The following is a 16,209-nucleotide window of genomic DNA, read 5'->3' as shown; positions in this document are numbered from 1 at the left end:
CTCCGTTAACGCCTCAACCTAAGTCGCCAAAACGCACCTGCAGGGCAGTAATGGCGGTGAGCGCAGTAGTCTCTGTACGCAGAACGCGCGGTCCCAACAGGATATCAGTAAACTGGTATTTCGCGGTCATTGCTATCTCTTCAGCCGACAGCCCGCCTTCCGGGCCAATCAGCAGACGGACGCGTTCAACCGGCAGCGGCAGCGTGTTAATGCTGGCGCTGGCGCGCGGGTGCAGGTTGAGCTTCAGCCCGCTGTCCTGCTCGGCGCACCACTCCTCCAGCTGCATCGCCGGACGAATTTCCGGTACCACGTTACGACCGCTCTGTTCGCAGGCGGCAATAGCGATTTTCTGCCACTGCTGGATCTTTTTCTGCAAACGTTCGGCGTCCAGTTTAACGCCGCAGCGCTCGGAAAACAGTGGCGTTATGAGGCTTACTCCGAGTTCGATCGATTTCTGGATGGTGAATTCCATTTTTTCGCCGCGGGACATCACCTGGCCTAAATGGATATGCAGCGGCGATTCCCGATCGTCGGGTTCGCCACTGAGGACTTCAACCGTGACGTTTTTTTTACCGGCCTCGGTAATGACGGCGTCAAACACCTGGTTACTGCCGTCGAATAGCTGAAGGTGCTGACCGGCGGTCATGCGCAGAACGCGGCCGACGTGGTTGGCCGCGTCATCGCTCAGCGCGATCAGGCTGCCGACAATGAGTGGTTCTGGATGATGGATGCGAGGAATGCGCATGCTTGATATTCCGTTCTTTGCGCAGATGCCAGCTTCCCGCCATTAGGCGGGAAGCACAGGGCTGCAAATTAACAATTGCCGCTAGTGTAGGTTAGCTCTTTTGCGCCTGGCAAGCCTGCTGGACATAAGGATTATGGTTGCCCTGCACTTTCGCGATGCGCTCATCGCGTTCACACTCCCAGGCGGTGACCGGATACTGTTTGTTCCAGGCGGTAAACAGCTGAGTTTGCTGGCGGGAAAGATTTAACTGGTAGCGGTCGCGCATATAGAAGTAGGTGCGGGCGATGGCGCCGCGGGCGCGGGCAGGGGGCTCAGCGATTTTATCTTTAAAATCGACCTTCATGGTGCACTGGCCGTACTGGCCTTCACCGCCGTTCCACTGGCTGTACATAAAGTTGCCGCGATCGCCATTCACTTCTCCCACCGCCGGCTGCAGGTTGTGCATGTCGCTTTCCATCTTGCGGTACTCAGGATCTTTGGCGCAGTTTTTACGACCACCCTCCTGCCAGCACTGGCGCTGATGGCCGAACTGCCACGCCGGCACCACGTGTTCCCATTCAACCCGGCTGGCGCGGTTCTCATTTTTACGCACTTTATAGCCACAAGATTCCAGATCGATAACGCCTTTTTTACCCTGCCAGGCAATTTTACAGCCGCAGTAAAAGTCGCCGGGAACGTCGGCGTTTACTTTGACGCCAGCGGCCTTGGCCTGGGAAAAACTGGTAATTTCTGCGGCCGCAAGCGGGCCACTCACTGCCGTGCTCAATACTGCAACGGCTAAAACATGCATACGGGACATCGTTCACTCCGTGTCAAAACGAGCCCGCAACGTAGCGAATGAGGGTGCCGGATGCAATCAGTCAGATCAGAAAGTTTCTAATTAATTCCAATGGTTATTCTTCAGCCACCAGCAGATCGCCGCAGCGCACGCAGCGGTAAGTGGCTTCGCCGCGCACCACCCGGTTATGGCGACGGACGGTGAGCTGATGCTGCTGGCAGCGGCAGCGGTAGGGGAAGGTATTCTGGCGGACCGAATCGAGTTCAAAGCGATGGGTGCGACGTGCGGGAACGCCCAGCACGCCCTCCATCATCCATTTCCACTCTTTACCGTGCGGGGCTACCCGGCCAAAGTGTTGCCACACCAGCAGGTGCGCCAGCTCATGGGGCACCACTTCATCGATAAACGCCTGCTGATTTTCCAGCAGCAGCACCGGATTTAACCGAATTTCGTTTTTCTCCAGCCAGGCGGTGCCGGCGGAGGTACCGCGCTGCTGGTAGACCAACGTCGGCTCCGCGTAGCGGCGTTCCAGCTTGAGGTTCGCTTTGGCGAGATGCTCCCGCAGGCTGCGCATCACGGCCTGCTGAATAGCGATGGGAATACGGGGTGTTTTCATAGCGCCAGAGGATAGTGCGGCGGAGGGGGGAGAGCAAGCGGAAGCTTCCTCCCGGAAGGGGAGGAAGCTCAGACGGATTAATCGCGGGCGCCGATCTCGCGCAGCGGACGACCCTGCATCAGGTTGCGTTCGATATGTTCCAGCGAGACGTTTTTGGTTTCCGGGATCAGCCACAGCGTCAGCAGAATAAATAGCACGTTCAGACCGCCGTACACCCAGAAGGTGTTGGCGCTGCCCAGCGAATTGAGCATGGTCAGGAAGGTGGCGCCGACAATCATGTTGGCAATCCAGTTGGTCGCCGTTGAGCAGGTGATACCGAAGTCGCGGCCTTTCAGCGGCTGGATTTCAGAACACAGTACCCAAATCAACGGGCCGGCGCTCATGGCGAAACCGACGATAAACATCAGCAGCATCAGGACGGCGATGTACTGGGCGGTTGAGGAGTGAATACCGATGTGCATCATGCTGCCCAGGACGCCCATTCCCGCTGCCATGACGATAAAGCCAAGGATCAGCGTCGGTTTACGGCCCCAGCGGTCGACCAGACCGATGGCGATAAAGGTGGCCAGCACGTTAGTCAGACCGACAATGACCGTCCCCCACATCTGCTCGGTGGTGTTGGCGTAGCCTGCCAGCTCAAAGATCTTCGGCGCGTAGTACATGATGACGTTCATCCCGGTGAACTGCTGCATTACCTGCAGCAGAATGCCGAGGAACACTGCGCGGCGGAAGTTGCTGTTGTCTTTAAACAGCGACCAGCCGGACTGTTTTACCTTCAGGCTTTCGCGGATTTCGTCGAGCTCGCGTTTCGCTTCGGCGCTGGTATCGCGCAGGCGCAGCAGCACGCGCTCGGCATCGACAAAGCGGCGTTTGGCGGCGAACCAGCGCGGGCTGTCCGGCAGGAAGATAACGCCGATCAGCAGCAATACCGCCGGAATAATGATCACGCCGAGCATCCAGCGCCATGCGCCGCTGTAGCTAAAGGCGGTGTCGGAGAGGTAAGCGCCAAGGATCCCGATGGTGATCATCAGCTGGTACATGGAAATCATACTGCCGCGAATTTTCTCCGGAGCGATTTCCGATAGATACAGCGGCGCGGTGTATGAGGCGACGCCTACCGCCAGGCCCAGCAGCACGCGGGAAACCAGCAGGATCTCGACGTTTGGCGCGGCGGCGGAGAACAGAGAGCCGGCGACAAAGAGGATGGCGCCGATCATCAGGCTCTTTTTACGGCCCAGTTTGAAGGAGAGCCAGCCGCTGCCGACCGCACCGACGGCGGCGCCGAACATCATGGAGCTGACCACCCACTCCTGAGTGTGGGCGGAAATCTGGAACTCATTGGCAATAAAGGGTAAGGCACCCGCAATAACACCGATATCAAGGCCAAACAGCAGGCCAGCCAGCGCGGCGAGGAAACAGACGAAGAACGTCATGGTCTTGTTTGAACGCCCTTGTTTTTTGTTGTCAGGCATAACGCCCTCCAGTTGAGTTATTGATTCTGTCGATGGTTAGCGTAGGACACTCGTCGGTAAAAAAACGTGATTATAATCACGGCTGTGTAATCGTTTCCACAAAGGTAAAGAAACGTAATGCATTAAATGCTTTTTAAATCAGCAATATAAACAAGGATAGTCGACAATTTGAAAAACGGTAATCAGAGTTAACCGAAACAATATGTAACATTGTGAAAAACACCCCTATGAGATGACGCACGCAGGCAGCAATCGACCATTACCATAATGTAATCGCTTTCATTGAGATGTTGCGCTACGTTGAAGCAAGGTTCGGCAGGGAAGGTCAGGGAATAAAAAGGCCAGCGCGAGGCTGGCCTTAAAGAGAGGAAGCGGAGAGATTATTTCAGACCGGCCGCTTCGCGCAGCAGGGCCGCTTTGTCGGTTTTTTCCCAAGGGAAATGTTCGCGACCAAAGTGACCGTAGGCAGCGGTTTCTTTGTAGATCGGATGCAGCAGATCCAGCATCTGAATCAGGCCGTACGGACGCAGGTCGAAGAACTCGCGCACCAGCAGGGTCAGCTGTTCAGAAGGCACTTTTTCAGTACCAAAGGTTTCCACCATGATGGACGTCGGCTCTGCAACGCCGATGGCGTAGGAAACCTGAATTTCGCAACGGTCAGCCAGGCCTGCGGCAACGATGTTTTTCGCTACATAGCGAGCCGCATAGGCTGCAGAACGGTCAACTTTAGACGGATCCTTACCGGAGAACGCGCCGCCGCCGTGACGAGCCATGCCGCCGTAGGTATCGACGATGATCTTACGACCGGTCAGACCGCAATCGCCCATCGGGCCGCCGATAACGAAACGGCCGGTCGGGTTGATGAAGAATTTGGTGGACGCGCTCAGCCATTCGGTCGGCAGAATCGGTTTGATGATCTCTTCCATCACCGCTTCCTGCAGCGATTTCTGGTCGATATCTTCGGCGTGCTGCGTGGACAGCACCACCGCGTCGATGCCGACGATTTTGCCGTCGTCATACTGGAAGGTCACCTGGCTTTTCGCATCCGGACGCAGCCACGGCAGGGTGCCGTTTTTACGTACTTCAGCCTGGCGCTGCACCAGACGGTGAGCGTAGGTCACCGGCGCCGGCATCAGCACGTCGGTTTCGTTGGTGGCGTAGCCAAACATCAGCCCCTGGTCGCCTGCGCCCTGTTCCAGCGGATCGGCACGGTCAACGCCCTGGTTGATGTCCGGAGACTGTTTACCAATGGCGCTCAGTACGGCACACGAGTTGGCGTCAAAGCCCATATCGGAATGCACGTAGCCAATTTCGCGGACGGTGTTGCGGGTGATCTCTTCGATGTCAACCCATGCGCTGGTGGTGATTTCGCCGCCTACCAGCACCATGCCAGTTTTGACATAGGTTTCACATGCGACACGCGCTTTCGGATCCTGCTCGAGGATCGCATCCAGCACGGCATCGGAGATTTGGTCAGCAATTTTGTCAGGATGCCCTTCTGATACGGACTCAGACGTAAAAAGGTGTTTTGCCATATTTTATTTCACCTGTGGACGATTCGGATAGCTCATACTGTTGTGTAATGTGGCTTTGGTGGATAATCAGCGCAAAGCCGCGCAGGTAGCGACACGAGCAGTCTGAGTGTTAATCAGTATAGACGGATTAACTTCTGGACGGCCATTTTAGGTCAAATCTTGAGCCTATTTCCAGCCTTTTTTGATGGCGGTCGCATTTATCGAAAAACTCGCCTGGCAAAATTTCCTGACAACCGCGCAAACGGGCACATTTTTATTTTGCTTTTTACCCCGCTTCTCGGTATAAAACGCCGCGCGCGGCTCATTAAAAAAGCGCACGGGGCATGGCCCTGTGGTGCCACTTCCAGCCGGGTTAAGCAGTCTGTATTTACAGAATCTCGCAACGGCATAGCGCTTGTTGCCCGGTATGTATAGCTTTGGCTTGTCGCCGACCCTGTCGCAGGGCGGTGTGGAGGTGATACCAGATAATGAACCAACGTTTTTCGCTTGTTTCGTCGCGTCGTTCTGTCGCGCGTCAGCACTCCGCAACCTGCATCTCTCTCATGCAAACCAGCCGATGTTCACCCCATCTCGGCGCTTCTCAGGATTCCAGGGCCGGTCGGCCGTCAGAAAACTGAACAAGGGCGCTCTTGCCAGGCAAGAGTTTTCTCGTGGTTTCTCCGGACTGTCATACTCTGTTCGGCTACGTGTTTTACGATGATATGAATAAGAAACCGGTCGCGCAGTCGCAAAACCAGCAGATAGTGCTGGGCTTTAGGACTGTTCATGGGTTGTTATCGCATCTTTGGACTGCGATAGTAGTTAACTGTCTTACACTTATTATTAAAAATTGAGGTTCGCTATGTCTGACGACATGTCTATGGTTTCGCCTTCGTCAGCAGGCGAACACGGTGTACTACGTTCCATGCAGGAGGTAGCGATGAGCTCCCAGGAAGCCAGCAAGATGCTGCGTACTTATAATATTGCCTGGTGGGGCAATAACTATTATGACGTCAACGAACTGGGCCACATCAGCGTTTGCCCGGATCCGGACGTCCCGGAAGCGCGCGTTGATCTCGCTGAATTAGTCAAAGCGCGCGAAGCGCAAGGGCAGCGCTTGCCGGCGCTGTTCTGCTTCCCGCAGATCCTGCAGCACCGCCTGCGTTCAATCAACGCCGCGTTCAAGCGCGCGCGCGAATCCTACGGCTATAACGGCGATTACTTCCTAGTCTACCCGATCAAGGTGAACCAGCATCGTCGCGTCATCGAATCGCTGATCCATTCCGGCGAGCCGCTGGGTCTGGAAGCCGGTTCGAAAGCGGAACTGATGGCCGTGCTGGCGCACGCCGGGATGACCCGCAGCGTCATCGTCTGTAACGGTTATAAAGACCGCGAATACATCCGTCTGGCGCTGGTGGGCGAGAAGATGGGCCACAAGGTCTATCTGGTCATCGAGAAGATGTCGGAAATTGCCATCGTGCTGGAAGAAGCCGAGCGCCTGAACGTGGTGCCGCGCCTTGGCGTGCGTGCGCGTCTGGCCTCGCAGGGGTCCGGTAAATGGCAGTCCTCCGGCGGCGAGAAGTCTAAGTTCGGTCTCGCGGCCACCCAGGTTCTGCAGCTGGTGGAGATCCTGCGTGCCGCAGGGCACCTCGACAGCCTGCAACTGCTGCACTTCCACCTCGGCTCGCAGATGGCCAACATTCGCGATATCGCCACCGGCGTGCGTGAATCGGCGCGTTTCTACGTCGAGTTGCATAAGCTGGGCGTTAATATCCAGTGCTTCGACGTCGGCGGTGGCCTGGGTGTGGATTACGAAGGAACCCGTTCGCAATCCGACTGCTCGGTGAACTACGGCCTGAACGAATACGCTAACAATATTATCTGGGCCATCGGCGACGCCTGCGAAGAGAACGGCCTGCCGCACCCGACGGTCATCACCGAGTCCGGCCGCGCGGTGACCGCGCACCACACCGTGCTGGTTTCCAATATCATCGGCGTGGAGCGCAACGAATACACCGAGGCGACCCCGCCGGCGGAAGACGCCGCGCGTCCGCTGCAGAGCATGTGGGAAACCTGGCTGGAGATGCACGAAACCGGCAATCGCCGCTCGCTGCGCGAATGGCTGCACGACAGCCAGATGGACCTGCACGATATCCATATCGGCTACTCCTCCGGCACTTTCAACCTGCAGGAGCGCGCCTGGGCAGAACAGCTGTATCTGAACATGTGTCATGAAGTGCAGAAGCAACTCGACCCGAGCAACCGCGCTCATCGTCCGATTATCGATGAGCTGCAGGAGCGCATGGCGGATAAAATCTACGTCAACTTCTCGCTGTTCCAGTCGATGCCGGATGCGTGGGGGATCGATCAGCTGTTCCCGGTGATGCCGCTGGAAGGGCTGAACAAGTCGCCGGAACGCCGCGCGGTGCTGCTGGACATCACCTGCGACTCTGACGGCGCCATCGATCACTACGTGGACGGCGACGGGATCGCCACCACCATGCCGATGCCGGAATATGACCCGGAGAACCCGCCGATGCTGGGCTTCTTTATGGTCGGCGCCTATCAGGAAATCCTTGGCAACATGCACAACCTGTTCGGGGATACCGAGGCGGTGGACGTGTTTGTCTTCCCTGACGGCAGCGTTGAGGTTGAGCTGTCCGACGAGGGCGATACCGTGGCGGATATGCTGCAGTACGTGCAGCTGGATCCAAACACGCTGCTGACCCAGTTCCGCGATCAGGTGAAAAACACCGGCCTGGACGACGCGCTGCAGCAGCAATTCCTCGAAGAGTTCGAGGCGGGTTTGTACGGGTACACTTATCTGGAAGACGAGTAGCCGCTGATGCCCGGTGGCGCTGCGCTGACCGGGCCTGCGTATGTCGGCCGCATAAGGCGAAACCGTCATCCGGCAGACGGCGATACTCACTTGAACCCGTATGCATTACCGGCGATAATTCACGCCAATAAGCGATTTATCTATCAAACCCTTCCTCGTCGGGCCTAACGACGCGGAGGGGTTTTTTTATACTTATTTTTTACGTTCCACGACTGTGAAAAGAGGTCATATCCATGAGCACTTTAGGTCATCAATACGATAACTCCCTGGTATCCAATGCCTTTGGCTTCCTGCGTTTACCAATGAATTTCATGCCTTACGACAGCGATGCTGACTGGGTCATCACCGGCGTACCGTTCGATATGGCGACCTCTGGGCGCGCGGGCGGCCGTCATGGCCCGGCGGCGATCCGTCAGGTGTCCACCAATCTCGCCTGGGAGCACAACCGTTTTCCGTGGAACTTCGACATGCGCGAACGCCTGAACGTGGTTGACTGCGGGGATCTGGTGTATGCCTTCGGCGACGCGCGCGAAATGAGCGAGAAGCTACAGGCCCACGCCGAGAAGCTGCTGGCGGCCGGCAAGCGCATGCTCTCCTTTGGCGGCGACCACTTTGTTACGCTGCCGCTGCTGCGCGCCCACGCCAAACACTTCGGTAAAATGGCGCTGGTGCACTTCGATGCCCACACCGATACCTACGCCAACGGCTGCGAGTTCGACCACGGCACCATGTTCTACACCGCGCCGAACGAAGGGCTTATCGATCCCAACCACTCCGTACAGATCGGTATTCGTACCGAATTCGATAAAGATAACGGTTTTACCGTACTTGATGCGGGCCAGGTTAACGACCGCAGCGTCGATGATGTGATTGCCCAGGTGAAGCAGATCGTTGGCGATATGCCGGTGTACCTGACCTTTGATATCGACTGCCTGGATCCGGCGTTTGCGCCAGGAACCGGTACCCCGGTGATCGGCGGGCTGACTTCCGACCGCGCGATCAAGCTGGTGCGCGGCCTGAAGGATCTGAACATCGTCGGGATGGACGTGGTGGAAGTCGCCCCGGCCTACGATCAGTCCGAAATCACCGCCCTGGCGGCGGCGACTCTGGCGCTGGAGATGCTGTACATCCAGGCGGCGAAGAAGGGCGAATAGGTTTTAAGTGTTTACTGCTGCTGCTGCTGCTGCGCGACGCATGCGCAGCAGCAGTACGCCGCCGGCGCACAGCGTAATCAGCTGCGATGCCACCAGTACGGAAAAACCTGAACTGACCGATCCCACTGATTTCATTACCACTCCCATCAGCAGCGGAATAAACGCCGCGCAGATGTTGCCAATGCCGTTAATGATCCCATAGGCGCTGCCCACCGCTTCGCGCGGGGCGTGATGCTGAACCACCGCGGGGATCGTTGCCCCCTGTAATCCCCAGAACACGTTCGCCGCCAGCATAAACAGCGCCAGCATCGCCGGCTGTTCGCTGAGGATTAGCGCCAGTACGGAACCGGCGGTGAGTAGACCGCCAATAATAAACAACAGCGGCGCCTGCTCCGGGCGCATTTTGTCGAGGAGCACGCCGCCAAGGAACTTTGAGCCCAGGCTTAACAGAAAGGGGACAGCCGCCAGCAGGCCGGTGGCCTGTAGCGAGAAATGATGCTCATCGCGCAGCCAGGCTGGCAGCCAGGCGCTACTCCCCCACAGATAGCTGAGGGTGGCAATTTCTACCAGCAGGATCCAGCCAAGCAGCGGCGTACGCCAGGCGAGGGCAAAAGTTTGGCTAAAGCCAGGCTTCGCGCGCTGTGCAGTCACTTTTGGCGCGGGGAGAAACCGCCAGATTAACCCTCCGCCGAGCAGGAGATTCATCAGCGCCAGCGCATAGAAGGAGCCGATCCAACCAACGTGCGCCATCAGCCAGGTGACCAGTGGGAAGCCTACCGCTAGCCCCAACGATACGCCAAGGGCGGTTACCGCATTCGGTTTGCCGATTTCATCGGCGGCAAAGTTGTCGTTGATAAAGCGTGTTTTCAGTGAAAACAGCGGTCCCTCCGCCACGCCAAGCACGATGCGCGCGATCAACATTCCCACCAGTGAACCGAGTAATGGGGAAATGGCGCACACCAGCGCCCATATAACAATGCTGATTAACAGCCCCTGACGATAATGCCATCTACTTTCTATAACTGGTGTTAATAATAATGCCGAAAACCCATAACCCAGAAGAAAGCATGTCATTAGCATGCCTTGTAACATTCTGTTTTCATTTAACTGGAAATGGGCAGCGAATTCCGGGTTAAGGATCATCACCGAGATATTTACCCGATCGACGTAGGAAATAATTATTAACAAAAGTAATGCTATTACCCCTTGCCATCTTGCCGCCATTCGTTGTCTCCACGCTTAATTTAATGATTGCCAGTTATTATTTTTTAACGCCAGAAATAGTTACGTGAGTAAAATGGTTCACCTGTGAAACTCATTGTTTTTAAATGATTAAATAAAGAGTTGTTTCATGGGTGAAACACCATGGTTTCCGCTGCTTCCCATTTTTAATGATCGATTTGAAAAGAAGTCAATAGTCGTATGTGAAATTTAAATCGGAATTTTTATTTATAATGGATCACCGCTTTAAATATCATCATTTCATCTGAATGCAGTTTTTCGTGATCAATTGCACACTTAGCTAATTTAAAAGCCATTCATTAACAAGTTCGTCACATTAACGCTTGACGAAACATTCGCCGCTTTTATATTGGTCGTATTAAATAAGAAACACAGTTTCATATATGAAACAACGGCCTGGAGGATTGCGATGAGCTGGATAGGCGTATGTGACGCGGAGCAAGTACAAGAAGATTTTCCATATAGCGGCAATATCGACGGTAAGGAGATCGGCATTTATCTGATTGATGGTGAATATTACGCGCTGGAAGACGTTTGTCCTCACGCCTATGCGCTACTGAGCCAGGGCTTTGTCGAAGATGGCAAAGTGGAATGCCCGTTGCATGAGGCGGTATTCGACGTGAAAACCGGCCAGTGCCTGCATGGCCCCGGCGGTCGCAACCTTAATCGTTACCCGGTGCGGGTATACGACAATCAGATCCAGATTACCTTTATCGAGGAGAACGTGGCATGAGCGAATCCCTGGACTTCAACCCGGCGCTACCGGAAAGCCGCCAGTTTACGCCACCGGCGGAAGGCGGAAACGGCAATATCCATAAGCCCGGCGACTATCCCAATCTGATCTGGCAAACCCGCAGCCGGGTGCCGGAAAACTGGGAACTGCAGCTTATCGCCACCCTGGAAACGTTGTTCGAGCAGGGCGCGGAAAGTCTCGGTGAACTGGTGAACGGCCTCAATGGCGTCAGGATGCATGACCAACAGGGCGAACCATGGAGCGAAAGCAGCTTCCAGGCATTTTTACAGGTTAACGGCTACTGAGGACACAGCGATGACGACAACGGTACAAAACTATCTTGATAAAGGGTTGCGCGGTTTGTGGTATCCGGTGCTGGCGAGCTGGGAAGTGCAGTCTGCGCCGGTAGGCATTACCCGTCTCGGCGAGCAGATCGTGGTCTGGCGGAATAAAGACGGTCAGGTGCAGGCCCTGGAAGACCGCTGCCCGCATCGCGGCGCGCGCCTGTCGATGGGCTGGAACTTAGGCGATCGTATCGCCTGCTGGTACCACGGCGTGGAAGTCGCCGGCAACGGCGAAGTGAAAGACGTCCCGGCGGTGGACCGCTGCCCGCTGGTCGGCCAGCAGTGCGTGCGCAGCTACAACGTGCAGGAAGCGCACGGGGCAATCTTCCTGTGGTTCGGCGTCACCGCCGACCAGCAGCCTGATGAACTGAGCTTCCCGGAGGAGCTGGCCGACCACAAAAAATACAGTCACTTCCTGTGCACCGCGGCGTGGAAATGCAACTACCAGTACGCGCTGGAAAACGTGATGGACCCGATGCACGGTACCTATCTGCACTCGTCATCGCACTCGATGGCGGAAGGCGATCGCAAAGCCGATATGGTGCTGCAGCCGACGAAAACCGGCTTTATCTTCGAGAAAAAAGGGCAGAGCGGCGTCAACTTTGACTGGGTTGAACTGGGCAACAGCGGCGCCTACTGGATGCGCCTGTCTATTCCGTACAAAAAGCGTTTCGGGCCGGGCGGCCACTTCTGGATCGTCGGCATGGTGGTTCCGGAAGATAACGACAACTGCCGCGTCTTCTTCTGGCGCATCCGCGGCGTTCAAGGTTGGCAGCGCGATCTGTGGCGCTTTATGTACCGCAACCGTCTGGAAAAACTGCACTGGGAAGTACTGGAGCAGGATCGCGTGGTGCTGGAAAGCCTGGCGCCGAACGCCCGCGATCATGAATACCTTTATCAACATGACGTCGGTCTGTCCCGCCTGCGCCGCATGATGCAGAAAGCGGCGAAAGAGCAGTTAGCGCTTCGCGAAGCGCAGCAGGGTGCCGCCTGATGAACGGCCTGCTGAACGGTAAACGTATTGTCGTCACCGGCGCGGCGCGCGGCCTCGGTTACCATTTTGCCGAATCCTGCGCCGCGCAGGGCGCGACGGTGGTGATGTGCGACATCCTGCAGGGGGAGCTGGCGGAAAGCGCTCATCGCCTGCAGCAGAAGGGCTATCAGATCGAATCCCACGCCATCGATCTTGCCAGTCAAGCGTCGATCGAGCAGGTCTTCAGCGCCATCGGCGCGCAGGGGCCTGTCGATGGCTTAGTCAATAACGCGGCGATGGCCACCGGCGTCGGCGGTAAAAATATGATCGATTACGATCCGGACCTGTGGGATCGGGTGATGACGGTCAATGTCAAAGGCACCTGGCTGGTGACCCGCGAGGCGGTACCGCTGCTGCGCGAAGGGTCGGCGATCGTCAACGTCGCTTCGGATACCGCGCTGTGGGGCGCGCCGCGGCTGATGGCCTATGTCGCCAGTAAGGGCGCGGTGATTGCGATGACCCGTTCCATGGCCCGCGAGTTGGGTGAAAAGCGGATCCGTATCAACGCCATCGCGCCGGGACTGACCCGCGTTGAGGCCACGGAATACGTTCCCGCCGAGCGTCATCAGCTGTATGAGAACGGCCGCGCGCTCAGCGGCGCGCAGCAGCCGGAAGATGTCACCGGCAGCGTGGTCTGGCTGCTGAGCGATCTTTCGCGCTTTATCACTGGCCAGCTGATCCCGGTCAACGGCGGTTTTGTCTTTAACTAACAAGTGAGGCGGTATGGCGAACGATCAGGAAGTGAAGTACCTGGTACCGGGTCTGGAGCGCGGTTTACAACTGCTGCTGGCGTTTGGCGAACAGCATCGCGATCTGACCTTTGCCGAGCTGCATCGGCTGGTGGATATGCCGAAAGCGACCGCCTATCGCGTGGTGCAGACGCTGGAATATATGGGCTTTCTCGAGCGTAACGCCCGCACCAATACCTTTTCGCTGGGTATGAACGTACTGCGTCTGGGCTTTGAATATATCGCCTCACTGGATGTCGCTCAGGTGGGTCAGCCGGTCATCGAGCAACTGCGCGATATCAGCCAGTGCAGCAGCCATCTGGCGATCCGCGACGGCCGCGACATTATCTACATCGCCCGCGTCAGCGCTGCCGGTTCGCGCATCAACCAGGTCAGCGTCGGAACGCGGCTACCGGTGCACTGCACCTCGCTTGGTCGCATGCTGCTGACCGATGTTTCCCGCAGCGAGTTTGAACAATTGTTCCCGGATGAACGGCTGCCGGGCAATACGCCGGGCCAGTTGCATGACCGCGAAGCGCTGTGGCAGATGGTGCAGCAGGATAAAGCTCGCGGCTACGTGATTGGCGAATCGTTCTACCGCCACGGCATCTCATCGATTGTCTATCCGGTCTTTGACCGCAGCGGCCGGGTGGCGGCGGTCGTCAGCATTCTGGTGCCGTCGGACGAGATCCCGCAAAGCGATCGCGAGCGGTTGCAGAACGACGTCAGTATGGCGGCGGACAAAATTTCCGGCTTCCTCGGATATTTGTCACAGGCAAGTTAAATCAACAACTTAACAGCAGGCGCTTGATTGCGTCGGGCATGTTTTACGCCCAAATTCGGGCGACTGAACGGTAAAGAGGCGACGAATAATGAGTATTACCGGAATTGAAAAGCTGGAATTTGGCGTAGACGACCTGAACCACAGCGCTAAATTCATGCGCGATTTTGGCCTGACCGGCGACGCCAGCGGCCGCGCGTTTACCACCCTCAGCGGCGCGCGGGTCGAACTTAACCCAACCGATGCCGCTGACTTACCGCCAGCTTTTGAGGCGGGCAACACCCTGCGTCGCATGACCTGGGGCGTGGCGGATCGGGCGGCGCTGGATGCGCTGCGCCCGAAGCTGGAACGTCAGCCCGGTTTCCGTGAAATCGATGGCGCGCTGGAGTGTCGTGACCCTAACGGTATGACGCTGCGGGTGCAGGTTAGCCAGCAAACAGCGGTGGAACTGAACGTCGAGCCGATTAACCAGTGGGGCGATGTGCGTCGCATCGACACTCCGAGCCCGGTATACGACCGCGCGCAGCCCATTAATGTCGGCCACGTCGTATTCTTTGTTGAAGAGCTGGCGGCGGTGGAAAGTTTCTATCGCGAAGTGCTGGGCTTCCAGGTGTCAGACCGTTACATCAATCGCGCGGTGTTCCTGCGCTGCGGCGTGCGCGGTGGCCACCATAACCTCTTCTTATTGCAATTGCCGAACCGAAAACGGGGGCTTAACCACGTCGCGTTTACCGTGCGGGATATACATGAAGTGATCGGCGGCGGCATTGCGATGAATAAAAACGCCTGGAGCACTTTTATCGGTCCAGGTCGCCATCCGGTCTCCTCAGCCTACTTCTGGTATGTCAACAGCCCGACCGGCGGCGCTTTTGAATACTACACCAACGATGACTATCTGACGGAAAACTGGCAGCCGCGCGAGCTGGAGCATTCACTCGTGTCCTTTACCGAATGGGCGGTGGAAGGCGGTATCGATCACGATACCCGTCGCCAGCAGAAAAAACCGGAGGCGGTATGACGGCGCGGATTGTCATTATCGGCGGCGGCCAGGCTGGCGGCTGGGCGGCGAAAACGCTGCGTGATGAAGGGTTTAGCGGCGAGATTTGCGTGGTTGCCGAAGAGCAATGGGATTTTTACGAGCGCCCGCCGTTGTCGAAGGCGGCGTTGCTGGAGGCCGAACCGGCGCTGCCGCGGTTATTTAGCGCCGAGGCGCAGCAGGCGCTGAACCTACGCTGGTATCGCCCGCTGCGTGCGGATTCGATCGATCGGCAAAATAAAACCCTGGCGCTGAGCAACGGTGAAACGCTGGCATATGACCAACTGTTGATCGCCACCGGCGGCCGGGCGCGACTGCCGTCCGAGGGCTGGGCGCAGCATCCGCAGGTTTATACCCTGCGCCACTGGCAGGACGCGCAGCGTCTGAAGCAGCGGCTGGCATCGGCAACGCGGCTGGCGATCGTTGGCGGCGGCTGGATTGGCCTCGAAATCGCCGCCTCGGCGCGCAAAAGCGACGTGGCCGTAACCCTTTACGAGCAGCAGCCGGCGCTGTGCATGCGCTCGGTCAGTATGGAGGTCTCGCAGGCGCTGGCGCAACTACATCGCCAGCAGGGCGTTGAGATTCGCGGCGGCTGCGGCGCGCTGGAGCTGGAAGATGATAACGGCCTGCCGACTCTGCACTGCGACGGCCAGCGGGAAACCTTCGATGCGGTAGTGGTGGGGATCGGCGTCGATCTGAATCTCGAACTGGCGCGCGATGCCGGGCTCACTGTCGATCGCGGGATTGTCGTTAATGCCCAGGGGCGCAGTAACGATCCGGCGATTTTCGCCGCTGGCGATGTCGCTCAGCACCATCAGTACGGCCTGTGCATTCAGTCGTGGGCCTTTGCGCAAAATCAGGCCATCGCAACGGCGAAAGCGATGCTCGATCCGCAGGCCAGCGGCTACGACGAGGCGCCCTGGCTGTGGTCGGATCAATACGATCGCAATATCCAGATCCTCGGGATCCCGCAGACGGGCAGCCGCACCATTGTGCGTGACGAGCCGCAGGGCGCGATCTACTTCTCCCTGAATGCCGATGGACGCTTAACTCAGCTGGTGGCCTTCAATAATGCACGTATCGTGAAGCTGGCGAAGCGCTGGATGGCGGCGGGAAGGGATCTCTCTAACGTCCCGCTCGCTGACCCGACTTTCTCGCTGATGTCATTGCGATAAGTAACGCGAACCCTTAAGG

At 57.3% G+C, this 16,209-nt stretch carries 16 protein-coding genes; 10 read left to right on the top strand and 6 right to left on the bottom strand.

Features of this window, described 5'->3' with window-relative positions; genetic code table 11:
- Positions 1–13 precede the first annotated feature (13 nt).
- From rsmE to metK, 5 genes are all read right to left on the bottom strand, one after another.
- A complete protein-coding gene (gene rsmE / locus CE636_RS11160; protein WP_017899770.1) occupies positions 14–745 on the bottom strand; it encodes a 16S rRNA (uracil(1498)-N(3))-methyltransferase in 732 nt (243 codons plus the stop codon).
- 91 nt (positions 746–836) lie between these two features.
- Positions 837–1,544, bottom strand: coding sequence for a deoxyribonuclease I (gene endA / locus CE636_RS11155; protein WP_004205174.1), 708 nt, complete (start codon positions 1,542–1,544; stop codon positions 837–839).
- Positions 1,545–1,638: 94 nt separating this feature from the next.
- The gene (locus CE636_RS11150) at positions 1,639–2,139 is read right to left on the bottom strand and encodes a SprT family zinc-dependent metalloprotease (protein WP_004205173.1); all 501 of its coding nucleotides are present in this window, start codon (positions 2,137–2,139) and stop codon (positions 1,639–1,641) included.
- Positions 2,140–2,216: 77 nt separating this feature from the next.
- Positions 2,217–3,611 (bottom strand): sugar porter family MFS transporter, encoded by a 1,395-nt coding sequence (locus tag CE636_RS11145; protein ID WP_004205171.1) that lies wholly within the window; start codon positions 3,609–3,611, stop codon positions 2,217–2,219.
- A 380-nt stretch (positions 3,612–3,991) separates the two neighbouring features.
- Positions 3,992–5,146 carry a methionine adenosyltransferase gene (gene metK, locus CE636_RS11140; RefSeq protein ID WP_004205170.1) on the bottom strand — a complete coding sequence of 385 codons (1,155 nt, stop codon included), beginning with the start codon at positions 5,144–5,146 and terminating at the stop codon, positions 3,992–3,994.
- Between the two features lie 701 nt (positions 5,147–5,847).
- Here metK and yqgB point away from each other — a divergent pair.
- The 3 genes from yqgB to speB all read left to right on the top strand — a co-directional run bounded on the left by yqgB (position 5,848) and on the right by speB (position 9,118).
- Complete coding sequence (yqgB, locus tag CE636_RS11130) at positions 5,848–5,979, top strand: acid stress response protein YqgB (RefSeq protein ID WP_002916578.1); 132 nt, start codon at positions 5,848–5,850, stop codon at positions 5,977–5,979.
- An 8-nt stretch (positions 5,980–5,987) separates the two neighbouring features.
- Positions 5,988–7,964: a biosynthetic arginine decarboxylase gene (gene speA / locus CE636_RS11125; protein ID WP_004205167.1), complete on the top strand. Its 1,977-nt coding sequence runs from the start codon at positions 5,988–5,990 to the stop codon at positions 7,962–7,964.
- Positions 7,965–8,197: 233 nt separating this feature from the next.
- Positions 8,198–9,118: an agmatinase gene (speB, locus tag CE636_RS11120; protein ID WP_004205166.1), complete on the top strand. Its 921-nt coding sequence runs from the start codon at positions 8,198–8,200 to the stop codon at positions 9,116–9,118.
- Between the two features lie 3 nt (positions 9,119–9,121).
- On the opposite strand, the gene CE636_RS11115 is transcribed toward speB, so the two are convergent.
- Entirely contained in the window at positions 9,122–10,342 is a 1,221-nt protein-coding gene (locus tag CE636_RS11115) for an MFS transporter (RefSeq protein ID WP_025999197.1), read from the bottom strand.
- A gap of 427 nt (positions 10,343–10,769) precedes the next feature.
- Between CE636_RS11115 and CE636_RS11105 the strand changes: the two genes are divergently transcribed.
- From CE636_RS11105 to CE636_RS11075, 7 genes are all read left to right on the top strand, one after another.
- Complete coding sequence (locus CE636_RS11105) at positions 10,770–11,093, top strand: Rieske (2Fe-2S) protein (protein WP_004151769.1); 324 nt, start codon at positions 10,770–10,772, stop codon at positions 11,091–11,093.
- Complete coding sequence (locus tag CE636_RS11100) at positions 11,090–11,398, top strand: recombinase-like helix-turn-helix domain-containing protein (protein ID WP_017899772.1); 309 nt, start codon at positions 11,090–11,092, stop codon at positions 11,396–11,398. The genes CE636_RS11105 and CE636_RS11100 overlap by 4 nt, the downstream gene beginning before the upstream one ends.
- 10 nt (positions 11,399–11,408) lie before the next feature.
- On the top strand, positions 11,409–12,431 hold the full coding sequence (locus tag CE636_RS11095) for an aromatic ring-hydroxylating oxygenase subunit alpha (protein WP_004205160.1): 1,023 nt from the start codon (positions 11,409–11,411) through the stop codon (positions 12,429–12,431).
- Positions 12,431–13,180, top strand: coding sequence for an SDR family oxidoreductase (locus tag CE636_RS11090; RefSeq protein ID WP_004205159.1), 750 nt, complete (start codon positions 12,431–12,433; stop codon positions 13,178–13,180). Before CE636_RS11095 ends, CE636_RS11090 begins: the two co-directional genes overlap by 1 nt.
- Before the next feature lie 13 nt (positions 13,181–13,193).
- Positions 13,194–13,982, top strand: coding sequence for an IclR family transcriptional regulator (locus CE636_RS11085; protein WP_004205158.1), 789 nt, complete (start codon positions 13,194–13,196; stop codon positions 13,980–13,982).
- Positions 13,983–14,070: 88 nt separating this feature from the next.
- A complete protein-coding gene (locus tag CE636_RS11080; protein WP_015369749.1) occupies positions 14,071–14,997 on the top strand; it encodes a VOC family protein in 927 nt (308 codons plus the stop codon).
- Positions 14,994–16,190, top strand: coding sequence for an NAD(P)/FAD-dependent oxidoreductase (locus CE636_RS11075; RefSeq protein WP_017899773.1), 1,197 nt, complete (start codon positions 14,994–14,996; stop codon positions 16,188–16,190). Before CE636_RS11080 ends, CE636_RS11075 begins: the two co-directional genes overlap by 4 nt.
- The last annotated feature ends 19 nt before the right edge of the window (positions 16,191–16,209 follow it).

Source organism: Klebsiella sp. LY (genome assembly GCF_004010915.1).
Classification (GTDB): Bacteria; Pseudomonadota; Gammaproteobacteria; order Enterobacterales; family Enterobacteriaceae; genus Klebsiella; species Klebsiella quasipneumoniae.
Note: the sequence above shows the minus strand (reverse complement) of the source record. Positions and strands in the feature narration are given on the sequence as shown.

Bases quoted from the DNA above. Each gene is read 5' to 3' on its own strand.
- rsmE (WP_017899770.1), bottom strand. From the start codon at position 745: ATGCGCATTCCTCGCATCCATCATCCAGAACCACTCATTGTCGGCAGC.
- endA (WP_004205174.1), bottom strand. From the start codon at position 1,544: ATGTCCCGTATGCATGTTTTAGCCGTTGCAGTATTGAGCACGGCAGTG.
- CE636_RS11150 (WP_004205173.1), bottom strand. From the start codon at position 2,139: ATGAAAACACCCCGTATTCCCATCGCTATTCAGCAGGCCGTGATGCGC.
- CE636_RS11145 (WP_004205171.1), bottom strand. From the start codon at position 3,611: ATGCCTGACAACAAAAAACAAGGGCGTTCAAACAAGACCATGACGTTC.
- metK (WP_004205170.1), bottom strand. From the start codon at position 5,146: ATGGCAAAACACCTTTTTACGTCTGAGTCCGTATCAGAAGGGCATCCT.
- yqgB (WP_002916578.1), top strand. From the start codon at position 5,848: ATGAATAAGAAACCGGTCGCGCAGTCGCAAAACCAGCAGATAGTGCTG.
- speA (WP_004205167.1), top strand. From the start codon at position 5,988: ATGTCTGACGACATGTCTATGGTTTCGCCTTCGTCAGCAGGCGAACAC.
- speB (WP_004205166.1), top strand. From the start codon at position 8,198: ATGAGCACTTTAGGTCATCAATACGATAACTCCCTGGTATCCAATGCC.
- CE636_RS11115 (WP_025999197.1), bottom strand. From the start codon at position 10,342: ATGGCGGCAAGATGGCAAGGGGTAATAGCATTACTTTTGTTAATAATT.
- CE636_RS11105 (WP_004151769.1), top strand. From the start codon at position 10,770: ATGAGCTGGATAGGCGTATGTGACGCGGAGCAAGTACAAGAAGATTTT.
- CE636_RS11100 (WP_017899772.1), top strand. From the start codon at position 11,090: ATGAGCGAATCCCTGGACTTCAACCCGGCGCTACCGGAAAGCCGCCAG.
- CE636_RS11095 (WP_004205160.1), top strand. From the start codon at position 11,409: ATGACGACAACGGTACAAAACTATCTTGATAAAGGGTTGCGCGGTTTG.
- CE636_RS11090 (WP_004205159.1), top strand. From the start codon at position 12,431: ATGAACGGCCTGCTGAACGGTAAACGTATTGTCGTCACCGGCGCGGCG.
- CE636_RS11085 (WP_004205158.1), top strand. From the start codon at position 13,194: ATGGCGAACGATCAGGAAGTGAAGTACCTGGTACCGGGTCTGGAGCGC.
- CE636_RS11080 (WP_015369749.1), top strand. From the start codon at position 14,071: ATGAGTATTACCGGAATTGAAAAGCTGGAATTTGGCGTAGACGACCTG.
- CE636_RS11075 (WP_017899773.1), top strand. From the start codon at position 14,994: ATGACGGCGCGGATTGTCATTATCGGCGGCGGCCAGGCTGGCGGCTGG.